This window comes from Novosphingobium sp. 11B (assembly GCF_054589055.1).
In genome coordinates, this window is record NZ_BAAILP010000114.1 from 1 (window position 1) to 19,460 (window position 19,460).

Consider the following 19,460-nt stretch of genomic DNA (forward strand, 5'->3'; position numbering starts at 1 on the left):
CCGGACCTGATCCGGGACCGCCGGCGGTGATCAACCCACCTGACGCCGAGGCGCCCGGCGCAATGGCGCAATGGCGCTTGCCTGAAGACGGCCACCGGTCCCGGATCAAGTCCGGGACGACGAAAAGCAGGTACGATTTTCTATAGACTAAATCGTCGGACGATTTAAACAGATCAGCGGGACAGGAACAGAAAGGCGAAGCGCGATGATTCGCATTCTCGCGGTCTATCCGAACGACGCTGGCAGCCGTTTCGACGGTGACTATTACCGGCACCATCACACGCCTTTCGCGCGCCGCCTGCTGGCGCCGTTCGGGCTGGAAAGCGTGCGCACCGTGCTGGGCGAAGCCGCACTCGACGGCACGTCTCCGGCTTACTGGGCCGTCTCGGAAATGCTGTTCGCCACACGCGCCGCCTTCGACGAGGCCATGGCGCAATGCGGCGCGGCGCTGTTCGCCGACCTTCCCAACTACACCACCGTCACCCCCGTCCTGCAGGTCGGCACGCTGGCGGAAGAAGACATCAAAGAGGGAGCCTGAAATGAATTCGACACTGCTGAACACGCCGGTGCGCTACGTGCGCAGTGCGATGGAAGACATCGGCATGATCACGGCGCTTGACGAGCATCTCAACCACCAGATCGTCGATACGTTCGCCTCCGTCAGCACCTCAGAACAGAGCTGGACCGAGAAGATCTGGACCGCGATCGTGCGCAAGGACGGCGCCATGGGCGTCGATTTCGGGCTCGGCCGCTACCACAACCGCGGCGTTCTCGACGGCTGGGCCGCGATCTCGCGCGGGAGCGAGCAGTGGACCGTGCGCGCCAACCGCGAGTTGCGCGACGACCCGCTCGTCACCGAGGCCGGGCCGCTTTCCTACGAGATCATCGAGCCGCTGCGCCAGGTCCGCTTTGCCTGCGCCGCCAACGACCAGCAGCCGATCGCCTACGACATCACCTTCACCTCGGAAATGCCCCCGTTCTTCGAGGACCGCCACAAGCAGCGCGAGAAGGACGGCTTCCGCATCGGCTCCGATGTGATCCGCTACCACCAGATCGGCACCCCCTCCGGCTGGATCGAGGTCGAGGGCGAGCGCATCGAGATCAACCCCGAGGAATGGACCCAGTACCGCGACCACTCCTGGGGCACCCGCCTCGACGTGGGCGCGCACAATGCCGACGTGCGCCCCACCTCCGACTTCGGCGACGTGAAGTTCGGCCAGGGCGAGTTCGTGCTGATCTGGAGCCCGTTCATGCTCGTCTCGCCCAGCGGCGAGAAAGTCGCCTATCACATGTACTTCCAGTCGAAGCAGGGGCGGATCTTCTACTCCTCGGGCTACCGCAACAACCCGGACGGCACGCAGGAGAAGATCGCCCGCGTGCGCCCCGAACTGCGTTTCGACGACCGCACCCGGCGCCTGCTCGGCGGCCGCCTCCACTTCGACATGCTGCAGGGCGGATCGCACACCATCGAGGTGGAAGTGGTGGGCACCTCGGGCGTCCACCTCGGCCCGGGCCTCTACCTCGGCTTCGACGGGCGCAAGCACGGTTCGTGGCACGGTCCGCTGACGGTCGAGGGCGAGAAGTTCGACGACACGCTGGACCGCAAGACGCTAGAGCGCATCCGTCAGTTGCGCGACTGCCCGATCAAGGTGACCGAGGGCGACTGGACCGGCTACGGCATCATGGAGACCATCATCCACGGCGCGCATCCCGAACTCGGGCTGACCGCCGAAAACTCGCTGGTCTGAGCCGCCATGGCGCGCGATACCGAAAAGCTGGCAGCCGGGCTTCGCGCCTGGCTGCCGCGCGGAAACCGGGTGACGGGGGTGAAGACCCTCTCCGCCGGCCACTCCAACGAGACTTATCTGGTCGAGGGAATCGACGAGATCCTGCGCATGCCCCCGTCCGAGGAGGGCCTGTTGCCGCCTTACGACATGGTGCGCCAGCACGCGGTGCTCAGCGCCGTGTCGAAGGCCGCGCCGGGGGTGCCCCTGCCCCCGGTGCTGGAACTGTGCGACGATCCGCAGGTGCTGGGCGACCCGTTCTTCCTGATGGGCCGCATCGAGGGCGAGGCGTTCGAATATGCCGTGCCCGACTGGCTCGCCGCCGACCCGGTCGAGGGCGCCGAAAGCGTCTGCCGCCAGTGGTTCGACGCGATCCTGGCGCTGCACCGGATGCCGGTATCGGCGATGCCGCCGGGTGGCCGCACCGTGCCGGAGGAAGCGCAGCACTGGCTGGACGTGGCGCGCGGGGCCGATTCCACGCCCGGTCTGGTCTCGGTGCTGGAGGATCTGGTGGCCCGCCCGCCGCGCACCTCCGGCACGCCCACGCCGGTCCACGGCGACCCCAAGCACGGCAACTGCATGTGGCACCGGGGGCGCATCACCGGCCTGCTCGACTGGGAGATGGCGCAAGTCTCAGAACCGCTGCTGGACCTTGGCTACGTGCTGATGTTCCACGATCAGGGCGAGGCGTCGCTGGCCAACGCCGGGTTCGAGCTGCCCGGCTGGTGGTCCGCCGGGCGCATGGTCGAGGAATGGGAGAAAGGCACCGGCCGCACCGCCGTCGACGTCGATCGTTATGCGGTGCTGGGTCAGGCCAAGGTGGCGGCGATCATCTCGGTCGGCGCGTTCCTGTTCGAGACGGGCCGCATCGCCGACCCGCGCTTCAAGGCCTTCGCGGCGCTGATCCCGTCCTACGTGGCGCTGCTGGAGAAACGGGCGATGGTTGCGGGCTGAGCCTTTTGATCAGACCTCGGCCCACTGCCGCAGCAGGTTGTGGTATACGCCGGTTAGTTGCACCAGCGCATCGGCATCGCCGCCGGTCTGGGTCAGGCGCTGGATCGCCACGTCCATGTCCAGCAGCATCTCGCGGCGCGCATCCTCGCGGACGATGCTCTGCACCCAGAAGAACGACGCCAGCCGCACCCCGCGCGTCACCGGCTCGACGCGGTGGATGCTGGTGCCGGGATAAAGCAGCAGCGAACCGGCGGGCAGCTTCACCGCATGGGTGCCGAACGCCCCGCGCACCACGAGTTCGCCGCCGTCGTAGCTGTCGGGATCGGCGAGGAAAAGCGTCGCGGACACATCGGTGCGGACCCGCTCGCGCGTTCCGTTGATCGGGCGGATGGCGTTGTCGACGTGATACCCGAAATCGTGGCCCGGCGCATAGCGGTTGAACAGTGGCGGATAGATCCGCTGCGGCAGCGCCGCCGACATGAAGACGGCGTTGCCCGCCAGCGCCTCGAGAATCCGCTGGCCGAAACGTTCGGCCAGCGGGTGGGTCTCGGATAGCTGCTCGTTGCGCTTGGCCTTGGCCGACTGGGCACCGGCGGTCACCTTGCCGTCGAGCCAGTCGGCCTGTTCCAGCGCGCGGCGCATGGTGCCGACTTCGTCCGGGGTCAGGACGTCTGGGATTTCAAGCAGCATCATGCACTCCGGCAGCAGGTATGATCAGAACGCGAAGTCCACGCTGCCCGTCACCGTGCGGCCGGCGCCGGGGATGCCGTAGAGCTGGAAGCCATCCAGCGAGGAACCGATGCGCGACCAGTAGAACCTGTTGGTCAGGTTCTGCACGTTGAGGTTGGCGGTGACGTTGTCGCTGACATGCCAGCGAACGGCCGCATTCTGGACGATGTAGGAAGGGGCACGTTCCTCGTCGAGCGTGTAGATCGCATAGACGCCCGAAGGACCCATCGCATAGCTGGCGCTGTTGTTGAGGCCGCCGACGTACTTGTTGTTGGAATAGCGCCGATGGCCGACGTACTGCGCGCCGTAGCTCAGTTCGACTGCTGAGCCCAGCTTGTAGGAGGTCCACAGGCTGCCGCTCCAGTCTGGCACGTTGGCAGCTTTCACGCCCTTGTTCACGCCCTTGGTGATCTCGCTCTTGAGGCGCGAGAAACTGGCGATGATAGACCAGCGCGGCGTGATCTCGCCATGCGCTTCCAGCTCGAAGCCGTCCACCCGCTTGGAAGGCAGCGCGCGCACCGGAGAAGTATCGTCGGCGTTGTATTCCCACGAATCCGACAGTTCAGTGCGGAACACCGCGCCGGTGAGGGACAAGGCGCCGCCCATCAGGTCCCACTTGCTGCCCGCTTCCCAGGTCCGCGACTTGGCGGGCTTGAGCGCAGAAGTGGCCGCCGCGCCATAGATGGTGTTGTTAGTGGTCAGGCCCACCGCCGAAGGCTGCGCCGCCTGGCTGTAGGACACGTAGATTGCGCCCGCCTCGACCGGCTTGTAGACGAGGCCGAGGCGGCCGCCGATCGCGGTGTCACTGCGACTGGCGGTGACCGATTGCGCCTTGAAACGGTCGGCCCGGATCGCGGCCTGGACTTCCCAGCGATCGGCCAGGGTGATCGTGTCGTTGATGTAGATTCCGGCGCTTTCCACCTTGGCGCGCGCGTTGCCCGCGCCCTTTGTCACCGTGGTGGTGGCGAAGACCGTCTGCGGGTTGGCGAGGTCGAAGAACATGTCGCCTGCCGGTGCGAGCATGGTGCGCTCGTGGTCGCCGTAGTATTCGCGGAACAGTTCGATACCCGCCGTCAGGTCATGCTTGATGCCGCCGGTGTGGAAATGGGTCTTGATGTCGGTCTGGCTGTCGTAGATCTCGTAGCGCTTGGACGTACCGAAATCGTTGCCGCGCAGGTAGCCGTAAGCGCCGGTGTCGATCGTGGTGTAATCGGTGTAGGAACTGACGCCCGCAACCGAAGTCAGCCCGCCGAGCCCCGCATAACCCAGCGTCGCGCAGCGGGTGCCGGTGCAGGTCTTGTTGCCGTTGGCATCAGCCGCGGTGAAGCGGGCGGGCGAATAGACGCCCCAGTTGTCCGAGCGTTCGTAGCGCGCCTGGGTGCGGATCGTGGTCGCATCGGAGAAATCGTGCTCGAGCTTGCCGGTCAGGCTGTCGACCTGGGTATGCTGCGCGTAGGAATTCGACGCGCCGTACCAAGCATCCTTGGGCACGCCCGGCATCCGCTGGCCGCCGGTGCCGCGCTGGATCGGCAGGCCGCCATCGGGGGTGTTGTCGTCACGCTGGTGTAGGCCGTCGAGGTACAGGCGAGTGGACGTGCCGAGGCCAGTCGCCAGCGACACGGCGGCGCCGTAGCGCTCGTAGTCCACCTCGTTGCGACGCGCGACCTGGTTGTAATGCGACATGAGGTTGACCCGCACCGCCGTCGTATCGGTCAGCTTCTGGTTCACGTCCACCGTGGCGCGGCGATAGTTCTGGCTGCCGAGGCCGAACGATCCGCGATAGAAATCCTCCGCCTGTGCTTCCTTGCTCACCAGGTTGACGCTGCCGCCGACCGCCGAGACCCCGGATTCGACCGAGCCGGTGCCCTTGAAGACTTCGGCCTGCTGCATGTTGAAGATGTCGGTACGGCTCGACATGCCCCCGTCGCGCACGCCGTCCACCGTCACGCTCTGCTCGGAGGAGAAGCCCCGGATCGTGAAGAAGTCGCCCCAGCCCAGATTGCCCTCGCCCGAGGTAAAGGTGATGCCGGCGACGTTCTTGAGCACGTCCTGCAGGCTGAGCGCGTTTTGCTCCTTCATGGTCTCGCCGGTGATGACGCTCACGCTCTGCGGCGTATCGCGCAGCGGCTGCGTCATCTTGGGAGACTGCACCTTCTCCGGCTTGCGCCCGTTGACGATCATCGGCGCTTCCACCCGCACCGAGCCCAGCGAAACCGGCTCTTCCGCAGTCTGCGCCTCGGCCGGAACACTCAACATGCCGAGCATGCCTAGCGATGCGATGTGCGTGGTGGAAATCCGGCGGACGGTGCCGGACGAAACTTTCTTCATGGCTCACCCCTGATATAATGCGATGCATTCGCAATCGACAGCGCCCCTATCAGGTGGCAACAGCAGGTATACTGGGGAACGGGTATATTTTTGTATTATTTCATAACGTTATGTCATGGAATGTAATCAATGAAGGCCTATTTCATTTCGTTACATAATTGCAGGACGTGGATATCGGCGAGCGCCGGCCCGGTGGATCGGGCAGACAGCCGATGAGCGACAGAATCCTCGTAGTCGATGACGATCCCGGCATTCGCGAGTTGCTGTGCGAGTATCTCAACGGCGCGGGCATGGTGGCCCATGCGGCGCAGGACGGTGCAGCGATGTGGCATTGGCTTGAGCACAACCGCGCCGACCTGATCGTCCTCGACCTGATGATGCCGGGCGTGGACGGGCTGGCCCTATGCAGGATGATCGGCGACCGCGCCCGCGTGCCCGTCATCATGCTGACCGCGCGCGGCGCGCTGATCGACCGGATCATCGGGCTGGAGATGGGCGCGGACGATTACATGCCCAAGCCCTTCGACCCGCGCGAACTGCTGGCGCGTATCAAGGTCGTGCTGCGCCGCACCCGCCAGTTCCCGCCGGACAACCAGGTGGACGAAGTCGGCCTACTGCAGTTCGCCGGATGGCGGCTCGATACCCGGCGCAACCGGCTGACCGCACCCGACGGCGATGCCGTGCAGCTGGGTGGAGCGGATTACCTGATGCTTCGCCTGCTGCTCAGCCACCCACATCGAACCCTGAGCCGCGATTATCTGGCGGCGCAGGTCTACGGCAAGGAGCGCGATCCGCTGGACCGCTCGGTCGACGTGTGCATCAGCCGCCTGCGCCAGATGCTGGGAGAGGACGTGCGCAGCCCCCGCATCATCCGGACCGTGCGCAACGGTGGTTATGCACTGGCGGTCGATGTGGTCGTCGAGGGGTGATGCGCTGGGCTCCATGGCGCTGGCCGCACTCGCTGTCGGGCCGCATGGCCTGCATCCTGATCGCCGGACTGTTGGCGGCGCAGGCGCTGACCAGCACGATCTGGTTCGATCGGCGGCACAGCGAACTGATCGACCTACCCTTGCGGGTCCTCGGCGTACAAGTGGCGGATACGATGAAGCTGTTCGAGGCGCAGCCCGAGGCGGAGCGCGTGAGGACGGCCGCGCGCATCGCCGGTCCCGCTTTCCAGCCCACGGTGCTGACCGCGCCGCCCGCCGACTTGCCCCCGCCGCACCAGCGTTCCCAGACCGAGCGCCTGATCCAAAACGTCGCGCAGGCCCGTTACGGTCGTCCCCTCTACGTCTGGGTGCAGGAAATGGAACTGCTCGGCGATGAGGGGCAGACCGCGGGGACATGGTCGATGCTCGATGCGCGGGCGCCATCGGTGCGCTACAGCATAGTCGTTCACGTCCCCGGCAGGCCGGTGTGGCTGCAAGTACGCGGCGTCGAAGGAGAAAACGGCGCCGACACGCATCGCCTCGGCACGATCGCGGACTATTTCCTGCGCATCTACCTGGTGCGTATCCTGATCGTCGTACTGATCGCGCTGTTCGCGGTGCGCATCGCGATGCAGCCCCTCGCCCGCATGACGCTCGCCGCCGAAGCTCTGGGCAAGAACATCAACAGCCCGCCGCTCGACACGCAGGGACCGGTCGAGGTGCGCCGCGCGGCAGAAGCGTTCAACCGGATGCAGTCCCGGCTCGTGGAGATGCTGGCGGAACGCTCGCGCTTTCTGGCGGCGGTGTCCCATGACCTGCGCTCGCCGATAACGCGCCTGCGCCTGCGCACGGAGATGCTGGCAGACGAATCTCAACGCGAGAAATTCCGCTCCGAACTGGCAGACATGGAAGCCATGATCGACGACACGCTGACGTTCATGCAAAGCGGTGAACCCGAAGGGATCAGATCGACGGTCGACGTGAACAGCCTCGTGATGGTTCTGGCCCAGAACATGCGGGAGACCGGCGCCACCGTCACCGTTACCGGCAAGGCGGCCGCGCCGCTGTCCTGCTTCCGGTTGAGCCTTCAGCGCTGCATCCAGAACATAGTCGAGAATGCGGTACGTTACGGCGGGCGGGCCGATATCGCGATTTCGGATTCCGACAAGGCCCTGGAGATCATCGTGACCGACGATGGGCCTGGCATCCCGGAAGCCGAAATTGCCCAGGTGTTCGAACCATTCTATCGGCTCGAACACTCCCGCAGTTCGGTCACCGGAGGCTTCGGGCTGGGCCTGAGCATCGCCAACGCCATCGCTGCTGCGCACGGCGGCTTCGTGCAGATTACCAACCGGAACGAGGGCGGCATCAAGGCACGCATCTTTATCCCGCGATAGCGTCGTGCACGATCGCCAGGGTATCGCGCAACTGGGCGACCTTGACCTGACCCGGCGCCGAGGGATCACCAAGCGCCCCGAAGCTGAGCGCGGAACCAAAGGCTTCGCCCGCCAGACGGGACACCGCGCCGATGCCGCCCATCGCCATCGTCACCAGCGGACGGTCGCCATGATCGCGGCGCATGATCCAGGTCGCTTCCAGCAGGCGAAGCAGGTCGCCGGTATCGTGCGGCATCACTGCGAGCTTGCAGATATCCGCGCCCAGCGCCTGCTGTTGGCGCAGGAGCCCGACCATCAACTCCACCGAGGGGGTCACCGCGAAATCGTGGTGGGAGAGGATCACTTTTCGCCCCGCCGCCTGCACGCTCGTCCTGAGCGCGGCGACGGCCGGATCGGATAGCAGCGCCGCTTCGATATCGAACAGATCGCCCGCGCCGGTCTGCAGGATCGCCTGATAGACCGCCGCGTATTGCGCGGGCGCGATGGCCTTCTGGCCGCCTTCCGCCTTGGTCCGGAACGTCACTACCAGCGGCTTGCCCTTGATAGCGTCGGCCACGGGTCGCATGGTCGCGGCGACCACCTGCGGGTCGAGCGCCCGATCCAGGAAGTCGATACGGTATTCGACGACATCGACTTCGCCCATGCTGCCCAGCAGGCGCGCGCGGGAGAGCACCGCATCCGGCGTCATCTCGATCAGCGACACGATCGTCTTCGTCCGCCCCGCGCCGATCTCGACATCGCGAATCACGATGGGACGGGTGCGAACCGGCACCTTCGTCCCGGAAGTGGAGGCGGGCGTGGCGGCCACAGCACTGGCACCGATAGTCGGCAGGATACCCGCCACGGCCCCGAGGGCGAGAGCCTGTCGGCGCTGCATCAAAGGCATATTCATTCTCCGCGAGTGTTTCGGCCCGATCTTGTGGTCGGGATAGCTGTGTACTAAATGGTACACGTTCATAATGGAAGTCTCCCGGCCATCGTTTTTTTGTGTGGCCGGGCAGGCCGCGAGGAGTGCTTTGCCCATGAACCTGACCTGCCCCGGCGCGCGGCAAGATCGCTTGTCGCCTCGTCCTGCGATCGGCTAGGCTGGCGCATGTTGACGATCCGGCAGATCGAGATATTTCACGCCGTCATGATCACCAAGACGGTGAGCGGCGCGGCGCGCATGCTGGGCACGTCGCAGCCCGGCCTCAGCCGCATGATCGGGCACATGGAAGACAAGCTGCGCTTTCGCCTGTTCGACCGCACGCGCGGCCGCCTTCTGCCGACGCCCGAGGCGCAGGCTCTGTTTCAGGAAGTGGAACACGTTTTCAAGGGCTTCAGCGATCTCGAATACGTGGTGCAGCGACTGGCCAAGGGCGTCGATCGCACGTTCCGGGTCGGCGCATCGCCGTCGCTGGGCCATTCGGTGGTGCCCCAGATGCTCTCGCGGCTGACCGGGAATTATCCCGAAGTCACCATCCAGTTCGATATCCTTTCGGTGGAGCAGGCGGTGGACTGGCTGGCCCTGCAGCGCGGCGACTATGCACTGACGGTGTTTCCGATCGATCATCCCAACGTGCTGTCGAGCCGGATCGGCACCGGCCGCATGGTCTGCGCGGTGCCCGCCGGGCACCACCTCGCGGACCGCCCCCGCATCACCCTCGCCGATATCCAGGGAGAGCGAATCCAGTCCTTCCGCAAGGAAACGCCGCACGGGCAGATCATCGCCCGCATGTACGAGGAAGCGGGCGAGGAACTGGACGTCGCGACTTACGTGCGCTTTGCGGAGACCGCGGTGGCCTTCGTCGCCAACGGCATGGGCGTCGCGCTGGTGGACAGCTTCACGGCGATGCAGGCCCATGCCGATTCCGTGCGCTTCCTGGAATTCGAGCAACCGGGCACCCTGCCCGTCTACGTCAGCCGCAACCTAGAAATCGCGCGAACGCTGGTAGGGGAGACGTTCGAGGAGATCGCGCGCAACATTCTCATAGCCCTTCCGCGATCGGCAGCGCATTCTCATCCATAACATAACGGCATGCCGAACATCATTGCGTGCACTGCGAGAATTGCGCCGTTGCCGTTACGACATGATCCGTTAAGGACCGCCAGGCCGATGCCGTTCGACAGCCGGACGTATTCCAAGACCGGGCGGGCACAGGCGCAAAGCAAGCGCCGCGAAGAGGATGGAGAAGGGCGTTACCATGGCCAGTTATTCCGCCGCAGGATCGGTGTCCGTGCGTCCCTACGTCACCGTGAACGGCCAGCCCGCCGACGCCAAGGTAACGCATGGGGAAGACAACTGGTCGGCCCGTCAGGTGCTGATCGTGGCGATCTGCTTCCTGCTGAATATGCTCGACGGGATGGACGTGCTGATCCTGTCCTACATCGCCCCGGCACTGTCGGCGGACTGGCGCATCAGCCCGGAAAACCTCGGCGTCGTCTTCAGTGCCAGCCTTGCGGGAATGGCCGCCGGCGGCCTGCTGGTCGCCCCGCTTGCCGACAGGTTCGGACGCCGCAAGCTGATCCTCGCCTCGCTGATCATGATGGCGACGGCGATGTTCGGCTCTGGCCTCGCGACATCGGTGACCGAACTGCTCGTCACCCGCTTCATCGTCGGCATCGGCATCGGCACCGTCCTTGCCAGCATGGCGGCGCTGACCGCCGAGTATGCACCCGCGCGCCATCGCACCTTCGCGGTCGGCTTCCTGCAGGCAGGCTACCCGGTCGGCGCGACCCTGACGGGGTTCCTCGTCGCGCAGCACATCGAGGCGCACGGTTGGCAGGCGATGCTGCTGGGCGCGGCGACGCTGTGCCTGATCTCGATCCCGCTGGTCTTCGCCTTCCTGCCCGAATCGGTGGACTTCCTGCTCACCCGCCAGCCGGCCAACGCGCTGCAGCGGGCCAATCGCCTGCTCGTCGCCATCGGCCGCGCCCCGCTCGAGCGCCTTCCCGAGCGAGCCGATGCCCAGGCCGAGCGTGTCGGCCTGCGCGGCCTGCTCGGCGAGGGCCGCGCCGCCAGCACGATGCTGCTGTGGCTGGCGATCACCTTCAGCTTCATGACGCTTTACTTCGTCATCAGCTGGATTCCCAAGCTCGCCGTCGAAGCCGGCCTTCCGGCCAAGGATGCCATCTATGCCGGGGCGATCTACAACATCGGCGCCTTCATCGGCATCTCCTCGCTCAGCTATGTCGCCATGCGCGTCGATCTGCGCCGCCTGATCCTGGGCTACATGGTGCTGGCGGCAGGTGCGCTGGTGGTATTCGGTTCCGTCGCCATGCCGCTGGCGGCAACGCTTCTGACCGCCTTCCTCATCGGCGTCTTCGTGCAGGGCGGCTTCAATGGCTGCTACCCGCTGGCGACCAGCCTCTACCCTGCCGAAGCGCGCAGCACCGGGCTCGGCTGGGCGATGGGCGTGGGTCGCATCGGCGCGGTGATCGGCCCGATGCTGGGCGGCTTCCTGCTGGCCGAGAAGGTTTCGCTGCCCGTCATCTTCGCGATCTTCGCGGTGCCGGTGGTGCTGGCGGGCCTGTGCGTCTCGCTGATCCGCATGCCCCGGGCAAACTGACGCCCGCGACTCAAACGAAAAAAGCAAAACCCCGGGGCAGCCTGACGCTGCCCCGGGGTTTTGCTTTGTCAGCCCGTCGGGACCGGCGGGCGAAGGCTCACTCCGCCCCGACCGTCGCCCCGCGATAGCGGTTCTGCGCGGCCAGCCGCACCCCCGCATTCGCAGCGCCGTAGCCGACATAGGCCGCTGCCCGCTCCACGAACTCGAAGAAGAACAGCTTGTCGAACGCGCGGCTGTAAAGCTGCCGGTAGGAATTGCCCTCGAAATCCTCGTCGTAAAGCATATGCGCCTCCACCATCGCCGCGACCACATCGTCCGCCAGCCCGAAGCGGGCGGCAAGATCGTCGTAGTAGTTGGCGGGCACCTCGAGCATCGCCGCGCCGCGCGCCTGCAGCGCCTGCGCCGTGGCGACCATGTCCTCGCTGGTCAGCGCGACATGCTGGAAACCGCCCCCCAGCCCCTGCGCAAGGAACCGCGAGGACAGCGTTTCGCGCGCGTCCGATGCGTTGAGCGTCAGACGGAAGGCACCGTCGGGGGACTGCAGCGCCTGACTGTGCACGAGGCCCGCCGGGTCGATCACGTCCTGCGCGTCGCGCCCCTCCAGTCCGAACAACGCGCGCCAGTAGAGCTGCCACGACAGGAACTCGTCATTGTGGACGACGGCGGCGAGATGGTCGATGCCGCGCACTCCCGCATCGCCGGACACCTCGGTGTTTTCGACCGGCTCGAACTCGCGCGCCCACAGCGCTTCAGCGCCGGCATCCTCGACGAGATAGACCAGGCTACCGCCGACGCCGCGCAGTGCGGGCATCGCCATGCGACCAGGACGACCCTCGGGCCGATAGGCGCGAATGCCGAGCGCGGCGGCGCGGTCCATCACCGCCTGCGCATCGTTCACCCGCACCCCGATCGCGCAGATCGAAGTACCGTGAACGATCCGGTACGACTGCGCGAAACCGCGCGGCTCCGCATTGACCACCAGGTTGACTTCGCCCTGCCGCCAGCGCGTCACCTTCTTGGTGCGATGCGTGGCGGTCCGCGCGAAGCCGAGCGTCTCGAGCGTATCGCCCAGCCGCGCCACGTCGTTCGTACCTGCGGTGAACTCGACGAACTCCGCACGCAGCGGCGCCTGCGGGGCGGGCATCGCGGTCGGCTCGCCCAGCACGCGCAGCGCGGCGTCGCGGACGTATTCGAGCGAGCGATGCCCGTCCTCGGCGATCAGTTTCGTGGAGATCGAACGGAAGCGGTCGTTGAAGATCTCCAGCGACAGCGGGCCGTCGTAGCCGGTGCGCAGGATCTCGGCCACGTAGCGCGCCAGATCGAAGCCGCCCTGTCCGGGCAGGTTGCGGAAATGGCGGCTCCAGTACAGCAGGTCCATATCCAGCAGCGGCGCATCGGCAAGCTGGACGTAGACGATCTTGTCGCCCGCGATCTCACGGATGCTTTCGCTGGGAATCCCGCGCGACAGCGAGTGGAAGCTGTCGAGGATGATGCCGATCGCCGGGTGGTCCACCGCCTTCACGATCGACCAGACGTCGCGGTGATCGTTGACGTGCCGCCCCCAGGCCAGCGCCTCGTAGCCGACGCGGATGCCGCGCTTCGCGGCGCGCTCGCCAAGGTCACGGAAGTCGTCGACGATGCGCTGGCGGTCGCCCAGCGATGCGGGCGAACAGTTCGAGCATACCAGGATGCGGTCCGTGCCCAGCGCTTCCATCACGTCGAACTTGCGCTCCGCCCGGTCGAGCGCGCGCTGCCGCAAGTCGCCGGGCATGCCTTCGAAATCGCGGAACGGCTGGTAGAGCGAGCAGGACAGCCCCGCGTCCTCCATCAGCCTGCGCACTTGCTGCGGTCGCAGCGCCGAACCGATCAGGTCGTTCTCGAATATCTCGACGCTCTGGAAACCGGCCTGCGCGGCGGCGGCCAGCTTTTCCTCGAGAGTGCCGCGCAGCGACACGGTGGCAATGGCGTTATGCATCGAAGGCTCCGCTGGATAGGGTCCATCCCATATCTGCGCACGGGAGGGCGACTTTAAGCGCCTGCGGAGCCGTCTTTCATAGCATTTGGTTATGGGCACAGGCTTTTCGATATATTCGAACGTTCCGTGCTATATTTTTCGTCTGAATAGAATTTCCCGATCAGGGTATCTGAAGTGGAAAGGGCAGCCCCCCGCCCCCCAAACCGCGATCAAGGACCAACCCCATGACGATTCAGACTTCACTCGGCCCGGAACTCGATATCGAAGGCGTCGAGCAAGTCATCCTGCCGCCGGTGCGCGACCTGGGTGACGGTTTCCGGGTCCGTCGTGCACTGCCAAGCGCGCAGCGCCGGATGGTCGGCCCGTTCATCTTCTTCGACCAGATGGGCGAGGCGGTGTTCCGCAGCGGTGAGGGTCTGGATGTCCGTCCGCACCCGCACATCGGTCTTTCGACCGTGACGTACCTGATCGAAGGCGAAATCCTTCATCGCGACTCGGTCGGCTCGCTGCAGGCGATCCGCCCCGGCGAGGTGAACTGGATGACCGCAGGCAGCGGTATCGTTCACTCCGAGCGCACGTCCGCCGAAAACCGCGCCAGCGGCGGCAAGCTGTTCGGCCTGCAGACCTGGGTGGCCCTGCCGAAGGAAGCGGAGGAGACGGCTCCCGCCTTCTCGCACCACAAGGCGCACGAAATCCCGTTCACGGAAGATGCGGGAACCCGCCTGACCCTGATCGCGGGCAGTTCGGACGGTATGACCTCGCCGTTGAAGACCTGGTCCGACATGGTCTATGCCGACATCGCCATGCAGGACGGAGCACGCTACCGCGTCAAGGCCGAGCATATCGAGCGCGCGATCTACGTCGTTTCAGGCGCGGTCGAAGTCGAAGGCCAGACCGGCACTTTCGCGGCGGGCCAATTGGTCGTGTTCAAGCCCGATGCCGAACTCGTGCTGCGCGCCAGCGGCCCTGCCCGACTGATGCTGCTGGGCGGCGAGCCCCTTCCCGAAAAGCGCCATATCTTCTGGAATTTCGTCTCGTCCTCCGCCGATCGCATCGAGCAGGCCAAGGAGGACTGGCGCGAACAGCGGTTTGCCCCGGTGCCCGGCGAGCACGAATTCATCCCGCTTCCGGCTTGAGGAGAACAACGATGGCACATGGAACCGCACATATCGGCGATACCCACTGGCGCACCGAGATCGTCGTCGGCGGCCACGCGATCACGGCGGACGAGCCTGAGGCTCTGGGCGGACAAGGCGCAGGCCCGGCCCCCTACGACCTGCTGCTTGCCAGTCTGGGCGCGTGCACCGCGATCACGCTAAAGATGTACGCGGCGCGCAAGGGCTGGCCACTGCAGTCGCTCGACGTCGAACTGCATCTGGGAGGCGGCAAGGACGGCATGCATATCGAGCGCCGGCTGGCGATCATCGGGCTGGACGAGGACCAGAAAGCCCGTCTCGCCGACATCGCCGAGCGTACGCCGGTAACGCTCACCCTCAAGGGCGGATCGCCGATCGAGACGACGCTCGCCTGAAACCATTGCCGTGCCTGTGGACGGGATACCGGGCCGCGCGACAAACAATTGCGAATGATTCGCAATCGTGTTAGCGACTCTCTTTCCGTCAACTTCACCCGAGACCCTGCCTGGACGACCTGATCCGCCACCGCGCTGCTCTCGTGAGCTATGCGCGGCCGATCGTGCGCGATCGGTTCGAGGCGGAGGATGTTGTGCAGGAGGCATTTCTCAGGCTTGCGGCGGCCGACGGCAATGCCGCTCGGCAGAATATCCGCAGCCCGCTGTCCTATCTCTACCGCATCGTACGCAACATCGCGCTCGACAAGGTGCGGCGCGAGAAGATCGAACGGCGCGAAGAGGAAGTTCCACAGTGGTGGATGCTGCCCACGGAAACCGCCAGTCCCGAAGACGAGGCGGCCAGAGGACAACTGATCGACAGGATCGAGAAGGTCCTTCGGGACATGGAACCGCGCATGCGCCTCGCTCTCGAGATGAACAGGTTCGAAGGATACACGCTTCAGGAGATCGCCGACAGATTATCGGTCTCGGTCGCGACCGTGCATCGCCTCGTCAGGGAGGCACTCAGCCGGATAGCCATGGCGATCGGGGAGGACGAGGCGTGAGCCATGCTCCTTCATGCCGAAAAAAATGCGGCACGCGTGAAAAATGCGTGAGCCTCGACCGTCATGCAGGTTGCCGGAGCATCGGCGCAGCAGCAAGGCAGACACCATGAACCCCGCCCCGCTTTCGAAGGAGACGATGGACGCTGCCGTCGGCTATCTCCTCGACGCGCAAGCCGCGCCGGAAGACACGGCGCTGCGCGAGCGCATCGAGGCGTGGCTGGATGAAACGCCCGAGCATCGGCAGGCATGGACGCAGGCGCGCAAGGCCTGGGCCGTGCTTGGCGATGTGGAGCGGGCGCAGCGGGCGCCGTCTTCTACGGCGACGGTACTGCCCTTTACCCCGCGGGCGCGATCGCAACCGACTTATCGCCGGGTCATGGCCTCGCTCGGCGCACTGGCGGCCTCGGTCGCACTGGCGCTTGCGATCTCGCCGTCGCTGCTGCTCAGGCTGAGCGCCGACTATGCCACCGGCACCGGCCAACTGCGCGACGTGCAATTGCCGGACGGGACGCGGGTGACGCTTGGCGCACGCAGCGCGATAGACGTGGACCTGACCGGCAATGAGCGGCGTGTCCGACTGGTCGCGGGCGAGGCATGGTTCGATGTGGCGCGCGATCCCGCCCATCCCTTCGTCGTCGCCAGCGGACGCACCGAAACACGTGTGCTGGGCACGGCATTCGAGGTCCGCTCCAGCCGGGAGCAAACGCAGGTCTGTGTCGCCAGAGGGCATGTGCGCGTCAGCGCGAGCGGCAACAGTGAGGACCTGCTTCCCGGCGACCGCGTCCTTGTCGACAATGCAAGCGGCGCGATGCGCGAGGACAAGGTGCCGGTCGCTTCGCTCGCGGGATGGCGCGATGGCTATCTCTTCGCCGAAAATGCGACGGTCGGAGAGGTCGTCGAGGAAATGCGGCGCTATGACAAAGGCTGGATCGTCCTTGCCGACAAGGCGTTGGCCGCCCGCCGCATCACGGGTCTGTATGATGCTCGCAGACCGGCAGCAGCGCTTGCCGCGATCGTCGAGCCTGCCGGTGGTTCGATCACCCGCGTCACCCCCTACCTGACGATCGTTCGGGCGCGCTGACTGCGCCTTTTCGCATGATGTGCGAGAAAATTATCGAGTTGCGTGAAAAATTCCGGAGCGCTTTCCGTCTACCTCGCGATTGCAACGCAATTGCAAGTTCGGATCAATCTGGGGGTCACAAATGACAATCAATTCGCGTGGCGGGCTGCGTCCCCGCCGTGATGGCCTGCGCCTTGCGCTGTTGGCGGCTGCGTGGACTAGCATGATCGCGCTCGCCGCGCCGGTGCAGGCACAGGACGCGTCGCAGTCGGCAGGCACGCGCTTCGATATTCCCGCGCAGCCGCTGGCGAGCGCGATCAACATGTTCGGGCGGCAATCGGGGCTGCAGGTCACGGCGGACGCCACGCTCGTAAACGGCGTGCGCAGCCAGGCGATCCAGAGCGAGATGCCCGCGCTCACGGCGCTCAGCCACATGCTGTCCGGCACCGGTATCACCTGGCGCATGGCGGGCAATGCCGTCGTGCTCATCGCGGCGCCGAGGAGCGCGGACGGCGCCGTCCAACTGGGATCGGTGCGGGTCGAGGCCGCCTCCATGGACGGCGCAGGTACTTACGCGGGATCACCTGATCTTCCCCCAGCCTATGCAGGCGGCCAAGTCGCAACGGGCGGACAGCTTGGCCTGCTGGGCAATGTCAGCGTGATGGACACGCCGTTCAACGTCACCAACTACACCAGCCAACTGATCGAGAACCAGAACAGCCGCAGCCTGCTCGACGTGCTCGACAACGATCCCTCGATCCGCGCGAGCGGCGCGCGCGACGGCGAGACCACCACCGTCATCATGCGCGGTTTCGAACTTACGGGGCGCGAAGTGCTCGTCAACGGCATGTTCGGCGCTTCCGACACGCGCGGGACGATGATCGAGGCGGTCGAGCGGGTCGAAGTCCACAAGGGGCCGAGCGCGATGCTCAACGGCGTCAGCCCCTGGGGCTCGTCCTATGGCGGCTCGATCAACTACGTACTCAAGCGGGCCGGTGATGCGCCGCTCAACCGCGTGACGGCGACATATGCCTCGGAAAGCCAATTCGGCGCCAATCTCGACGTGTCGCGTCGGTTCGGCGTGAACAAGGGCTTCGGCGTGCGCGTCAACGCGGTCTACCGCGACGGTGCCACCGACGTCGACTACACGAACAACCGCTCGGCCATGCTCGCCGCCGGGCTCGACTACCGCAGCGACGACTTGCGCGTGACGATCGACCTCGGCCATCAGGACCGCCTGCTCAAAGGCGGCTGGAGCAGCACCCGTATCGGCTCGCGCGTGGCCGTGCCCAAGGCGCCCGATGCGCGGACCAACTCCAAGCAGAAGTGGGAGTTCTGGGACGGCCAGAACGACTACGCCATCGGCCGCATCGAATACGACTTCGCGCCCGGCTGGACGGCCGCTGCTGCCTATAGCCGCAACCAGTCGGATGAACTCTACATCCAGGTGATCGACAGCATCACCAACGTGGACGGCACCAAGAGCGGCTTTCCCTACTGGATCCCGGCGCGCAGCCGAAACGAGAGCTATGAGGGCTCGATCAAGGGCAAGTTCGATACCGGGCCCGTCTCGCACAGCCTTTCGGTGATCGCCTCGGCCAACAATGCAAAGCGCGGCCAGCTGAACTACTACATCGCGAACTGCACGACCGGCTGCGCGGCCTCGAACATCTATACGCCGATCTATTACCCGGCACCCGATACCAGCGCGCTGAGCAAAGATGCCGGGCGCCTGACGTCCCAGTACGACTATGAAGGACAAGCCATCGCCGACATCATGAGCATGGCCGACGACCGCGTCGTGCTTATGGTCGGCGCGCGGCGGCAAAAGGTGGGGCAGAAGACCTTCTCCGCCACCGGTGACCTGACCCGCCGCTACAACCGCAACCGGGTGTCGCCCTCGGTCGGGCTGGTGGTGAAGCCGGTGGAGAACCTCTCGGTCTACGCCAGCTACATCGAATCGCTCAACCCGGGCGGCATCGCCAGCAGCTACTACGCCAATGCCGGGGACATCTTCATGCCCTTCGTCACCGACCAGTACGAAGCCGGTGTGAAGTATGATCTCGGCACCTTAACCGTGACGGCCGACGTGTTCCAGATCGCGGTGCCCAGCGCCGTCGAAGTGGCCAGCACCACCGGCGGTTCGCCGACGCTCGAATACGACGGCCTGCAGCGCAATCGCGGCATCGAGCTGAACCTGTTCGGCCAGCCCTTCGACCACCTGCGGCTGCTCGGCGGCGTGATGTACCTCGACGCGGAGATGACGAAGACCGAGGGCGGGCTCAACGACGGACGCCGCGCACGCGGTTCGCCGGAGTTCAACGCCAACCTCGGCGCCGAATGGGACGTGGCGATGGTGCCGGGCCTGACCGTAACCGGCCGCGTCGTCTACACCAGCCGCGAGTACATCGACCTCACGACCACCAACGCGCGCAGCATCCCGGCCTGGACCCGCGTAGATGCCGGTATCCGCTATGCCTTCGAGGCGGCAGGTCGCCCGATGCAGTTCCGCCTGACCGCCGACAACCTGTTCGACCGCAACTACTGGGCGGCGGCATCGCGCGGGGTGCTGACGATGGGTGCGCCGCGCTCGATCCGCGCGTCGCTCGCCATCGATTTCTGA

Annotated in this window: 16 protein-coding genes; 12 read left to right on the forward strand and 4 right to left on the reverse strand. The window is 65.7% G+C overall.

Annotated elements, in window-relative coordinates; all coding sequences use genetic code 11:
- Window positions 1–205 precede the first annotated feature (205 nt).
- Genes ACYPYD_RS10230 through ACYPYD_RS10240 form a run of 3 tightly spaced genes read left to right on the forward strand, consistent with a single transcriptional unit; the run spans window position 206 to window position 2,738 of the window.
- Window positions 206–538 (forward strand): EthD family reductase, encoded by a 333-nt coding sequence (locus tag ACYPYD_RS10230; RefSeq protein WP_211150888.1) that lies wholly within the window; start codon window positions 206–208, stop codon window positions 536–538.
- A 1-nt stretch (window position 539) separates the two neighbouring features.
- Window positions 540–1,748: a hypothetical protein gene (locus tag ACYPYD_RS10235; RefSeq protein ID WP_211150889.1), complete on the forward strand. Its 1,209-nt coding sequence runs from the start codon at window positions 540–542 to the stop codon at window positions 1,746–1,748.
- A gap of 6 nt (window positions 1,749–1,754) precedes the next feature.
- Window positions 1,755–2,738, forward strand: coding sequence for a phosphotransferase family protein (locus tag ACYPYD_RS10240; RefSeq protein WP_211150890.1), 984 nt, complete (start codon window positions 1,755–1,757; stop codon window positions 2,736–2,738).
- A gap of 9 nt (window positions 2,739–2,747) precedes the next feature.
- Here ACYPYD_RS10240 and ACYPYD_RS10245 read toward each other — a convergent pair whose 3' ends face one another.
- Together ACYPYD_RS10245 and ACYPYD_RS10250 are read right to left on the reverse strand one after the other, a co-directional pair.
- Complete coding sequence (locus ACYPYD_RS10245; RefSeq protein ID WP_459663016.1) at window positions 2,748–3,428, reverse strand: Fe2+-dependent dioxygenase; 681 nt, start codon at window positions 3,426–3,428, stop codon at window positions 2,748–2,750.
- A gap of 24 nt (window positions 3,429–3,452) precedes the next feature.
- Entirely contained in the window at window positions 3,453–5,795 is a 2,343-nt protein-coding gene (locus ACYPYD_RS10250) for a TonB-dependent receptor (protein WP_459663017.1), read from the reverse strand.
- A 212-nt stretch (window positions 5,796–6,007) separates the two neighbouring features.
- Between ACYPYD_RS10250 and ACYPYD_RS10255 the strand changes: the two genes are divergently transcribed.
- Together ACYPYD_RS10255 and ACYPYD_RS10260 are read left to right on the forward strand one after the other, a co-directional pair.
- A complete protein-coding gene (locus ACYPYD_RS10255) occupies window positions 6,008–6,724 on the forward strand; it encodes a response regulator (protein WP_459663018.1) in 717 nt (238 codons plus the stop codon).
- On the forward strand, window positions 6,724–8,118 hold the full coding sequence (locus ACYPYD_RS10260; RefSeq protein ID WP_036530167.1) for an ATP-binding protein: 1,395 nt from the start codon (window positions 6,724–6,726) through the stop codon (window positions 8,116–8,118). Before ACYPYD_RS10255 ends, ACYPYD_RS10260 begins: the two co-directional genes overlap by 1 nt.
- Here the strand turns inward: ACYPYD_RS10260 and aroD are convergent.
- Window positions 8,105–9,142 carry a type I 3-dehydroquinate dehydratase gene (gene aroD / locus ACYPYD_RS10265; protein WP_081799232.1) on the reverse strand — a complete coding sequence of 346 codons (1,038 nt, stop codon included), beginning with the start codon at window positions 9,140–9,142 and terminating at the stop codon, window positions 8,105–8,107. The genes ACYPYD_RS10260 and aroD overlap by 14 nt on opposite strands.
- Window positions 9,143–9,211: 69 nt before the next feature.
- Here aroD and ACYPYD_RS10270 point away from each other — a divergent pair, with 69 nt between their 5' ends.
- Complete coding sequence (locus tag ACYPYD_RS10270) at window positions 9,212–10,126, forward strand: LysR family transcriptional regulator (RefSeq protein ID WP_008829184.1); 915 nt, start codon at window positions 9,212–9,214, stop codon at window positions 10,124–10,126.
- Window positions 10,127–10,301: 175 nt separating this feature from the next.
- A complete protein-coding gene (locus ACYPYD_RS10275) occupies window positions 10,302–11,666 on the forward strand; it encodes an MFS transporter (protein WP_459663020.1) in 1,365 nt (454 codons plus the stop codon).
- 97 nt (window positions 11,667–11,763) lie between these two features.
- On the opposite strand, the gene ACYPYD_RS10280 is transcribed toward ACYPYD_RS10275, so the two are convergent.
- Window positions 11,764–13,641 (reverse strand): bifunctional sugar phosphate isomerase/epimerase/4-hydroxyphenylpyruvate dioxygenase family protein, encoded by a 1,878-nt coding sequence (locus ACYPYD_RS10280; RefSeq protein ID WP_211150893.1) that lies wholly within the window; start codon window positions 13,639–13,641, stop codon window positions 11,764–11,766.
- A gap of 224 nt (window positions 13,642–13,865) precedes the next feature.
- Between ACYPYD_RS10280 and ACYPYD_RS10285 the strand changes: the two genes are divergently transcribed.
- The 5 genes from ACYPYD_RS10285 to ACYPYD_RS10305 all read left to right on the forward strand — a co-directional run bounded on the left by ACYPYD_RS10285 (window position 13,866) and on the right by ACYPYD_RS10305 (window position 19,460).
- Window positions 13,866–14,777: a pirin family protein gene (locus ACYPYD_RS10285; protein ID WP_211150894.1), complete on the forward strand. Its 912-nt coding sequence runs from the start codon at window positions 13,866–13,868 to the stop codon at window positions 14,775–14,777.
- Between the two features lie 11 nt (window positions 14,778–14,788).
- Window positions 14,789–15,172, forward strand: a complete 384-nt coding sequence (locus ACYPYD_RS10290) for an OsmC family protein (protein ID WP_459663022.1) — start codon at window positions 14,789–14,791, stop codon at window positions 15,170–15,172.
- A 122-nt stretch (window positions 15,173–15,294) separates the two neighbouring features.
- The gene (locus tag ACYPYD_RS10295; protein WP_459663139.1) at window positions 15,295–15,777 is read left to right on the forward strand and encodes an RNA polymerase sigma factor; all 483 of its coding nucleotides are present in this window, start codon (window positions 15,295–15,297) and stop codon (window positions 15,775–15,777) included.
- A gap of 106 nt (window positions 15,778–15,883) precedes the next feature.
- Window positions 15,884–16,858 carry a FecR family protein gene (locus ACYPYD_RS10300; protein ID WP_459663024.1) on the forward strand — a complete coding sequence of 325 codons (975 nt, stop codon included), beginning with the start codon at window positions 15,884–15,886 and terminating at the stop codon, window positions 16,856–16,858.
- A 121-nt stretch (window positions 16,859–16,979) separates the two neighbouring features.
- Window positions 16,980–19,460 carry a TonB-dependent receptor gene (locus tag ACYPYD_RS10305; protein ID WP_211150897.1) on the forward strand — a complete coding sequence of 827 codons (2,481 nt, stop codon included), beginning with the start codon at window positions 16,980–16,982 and terminating at the stop codon, window positions 19,458–19,460.

Bases quoted from the DNA above. Each gene is read 5' to 3' on its own strand.
- ACYPYD_RS10230 (WP_211150888.1), top strand. From the start codon at position 206: ATGATTCGCATTCTCGCGGTCTATCCGAACGACGCTGGCAGCCGTTTC.
- ACYPYD_RS10235 (WP_211150889.1), top strand. From the start codon at position 540: ATGAATTCGACACTGCTGAACACGCCGGTGCGCTACGTGCGCAGTGCG.
- ACYPYD_RS10240 (WP_211150890.1), top strand. From the start codon at position 1,755: ATGGCGCGCGATACCGAAAAGCTGGCAGCCGGGCTTCGCGCCTGGCTG.
- ACYPYD_RS10245 (WP_459663016.1), bottom strand. From the start codon at position 3,428: ATGCTGCTTGAAATCCCAGACGTCCTGACCCCGGACGAAGTCGGCACC.
- ACYPYD_RS10250 (WP_459663017.1), bottom strand. From the start codon at position 5,795: ATGAAGAAAGTTTCGTCCGGCACCGTCCGCCGGATTTCCACCACGCAC.
- ACYPYD_RS10255 (WP_459663018.1), top strand. From the start codon at position 6,008: ATGAGCGACAGAATCCTCGTAGTCGATGACGATCCCGGCATTCGCGAG.
- ACYPYD_RS10260 (WP_036530167.1), top strand. From the start codon at position 6,724: ATGCGCTGGGCTCCATGGCGCTGGCCGCACTCGCTGTCGGGCCGCATG.
- aroD (WP_081799232.1), bottom strand. From the start codon at position 9,142: ATGGGCAAAGCACTCCTCGCGGCCTGCCCGGCCACACAAAAAAACGAT.
- ACYPYD_RS10270 (WP_008829184.1), top strand. From the start codon at position 9,212: ATGTTGACGATCCGGCAGATCGAGATATTTCACGCCGTCATGATCACC.
- ACYPYD_RS10275 (WP_459663020.1), top strand. From the start codon at position 10,302: ATGGCCAGTTATTCCGCCGCAGGATCGGTGTCCGTGCGTCCCTACGTC.
- ACYPYD_RS10280 (WP_211150893.1), bottom strand. From the start codon at position 13,641: ATGCATAACGCCATTGCCACCGTGTCGCTGCGCGGCACTCTCGAGGAA.
- ACYPYD_RS10285 (WP_211150894.1), top strand. From the start codon at position 13,866: ATGACGATTCAGACTTCACTCGGCCCGGAACTCGATATCGAAGGCGTC.
- ACYPYD_RS10290 (WP_459663022.1), top strand. From the start codon at position 14,789: ATGGCACATGGAACCGCACATATCGGCGATACCCACTGGCGCACCGAG.
- ACYPYD_RS10300 (WP_459663024.1), top strand. From the start codon at position 15,884: ATGAACCCCGCCCCGCTTTCGAAGGAGACGATGGACGCTGCCGTCGGC.
- ACYPYD_RS10305 (WP_211150897.1), top strand. From the start codon at position 16,980: ATGACAATCAATTCGCGTGGCGGGCTGCGTCCCCGCCGTGATGGCCTG.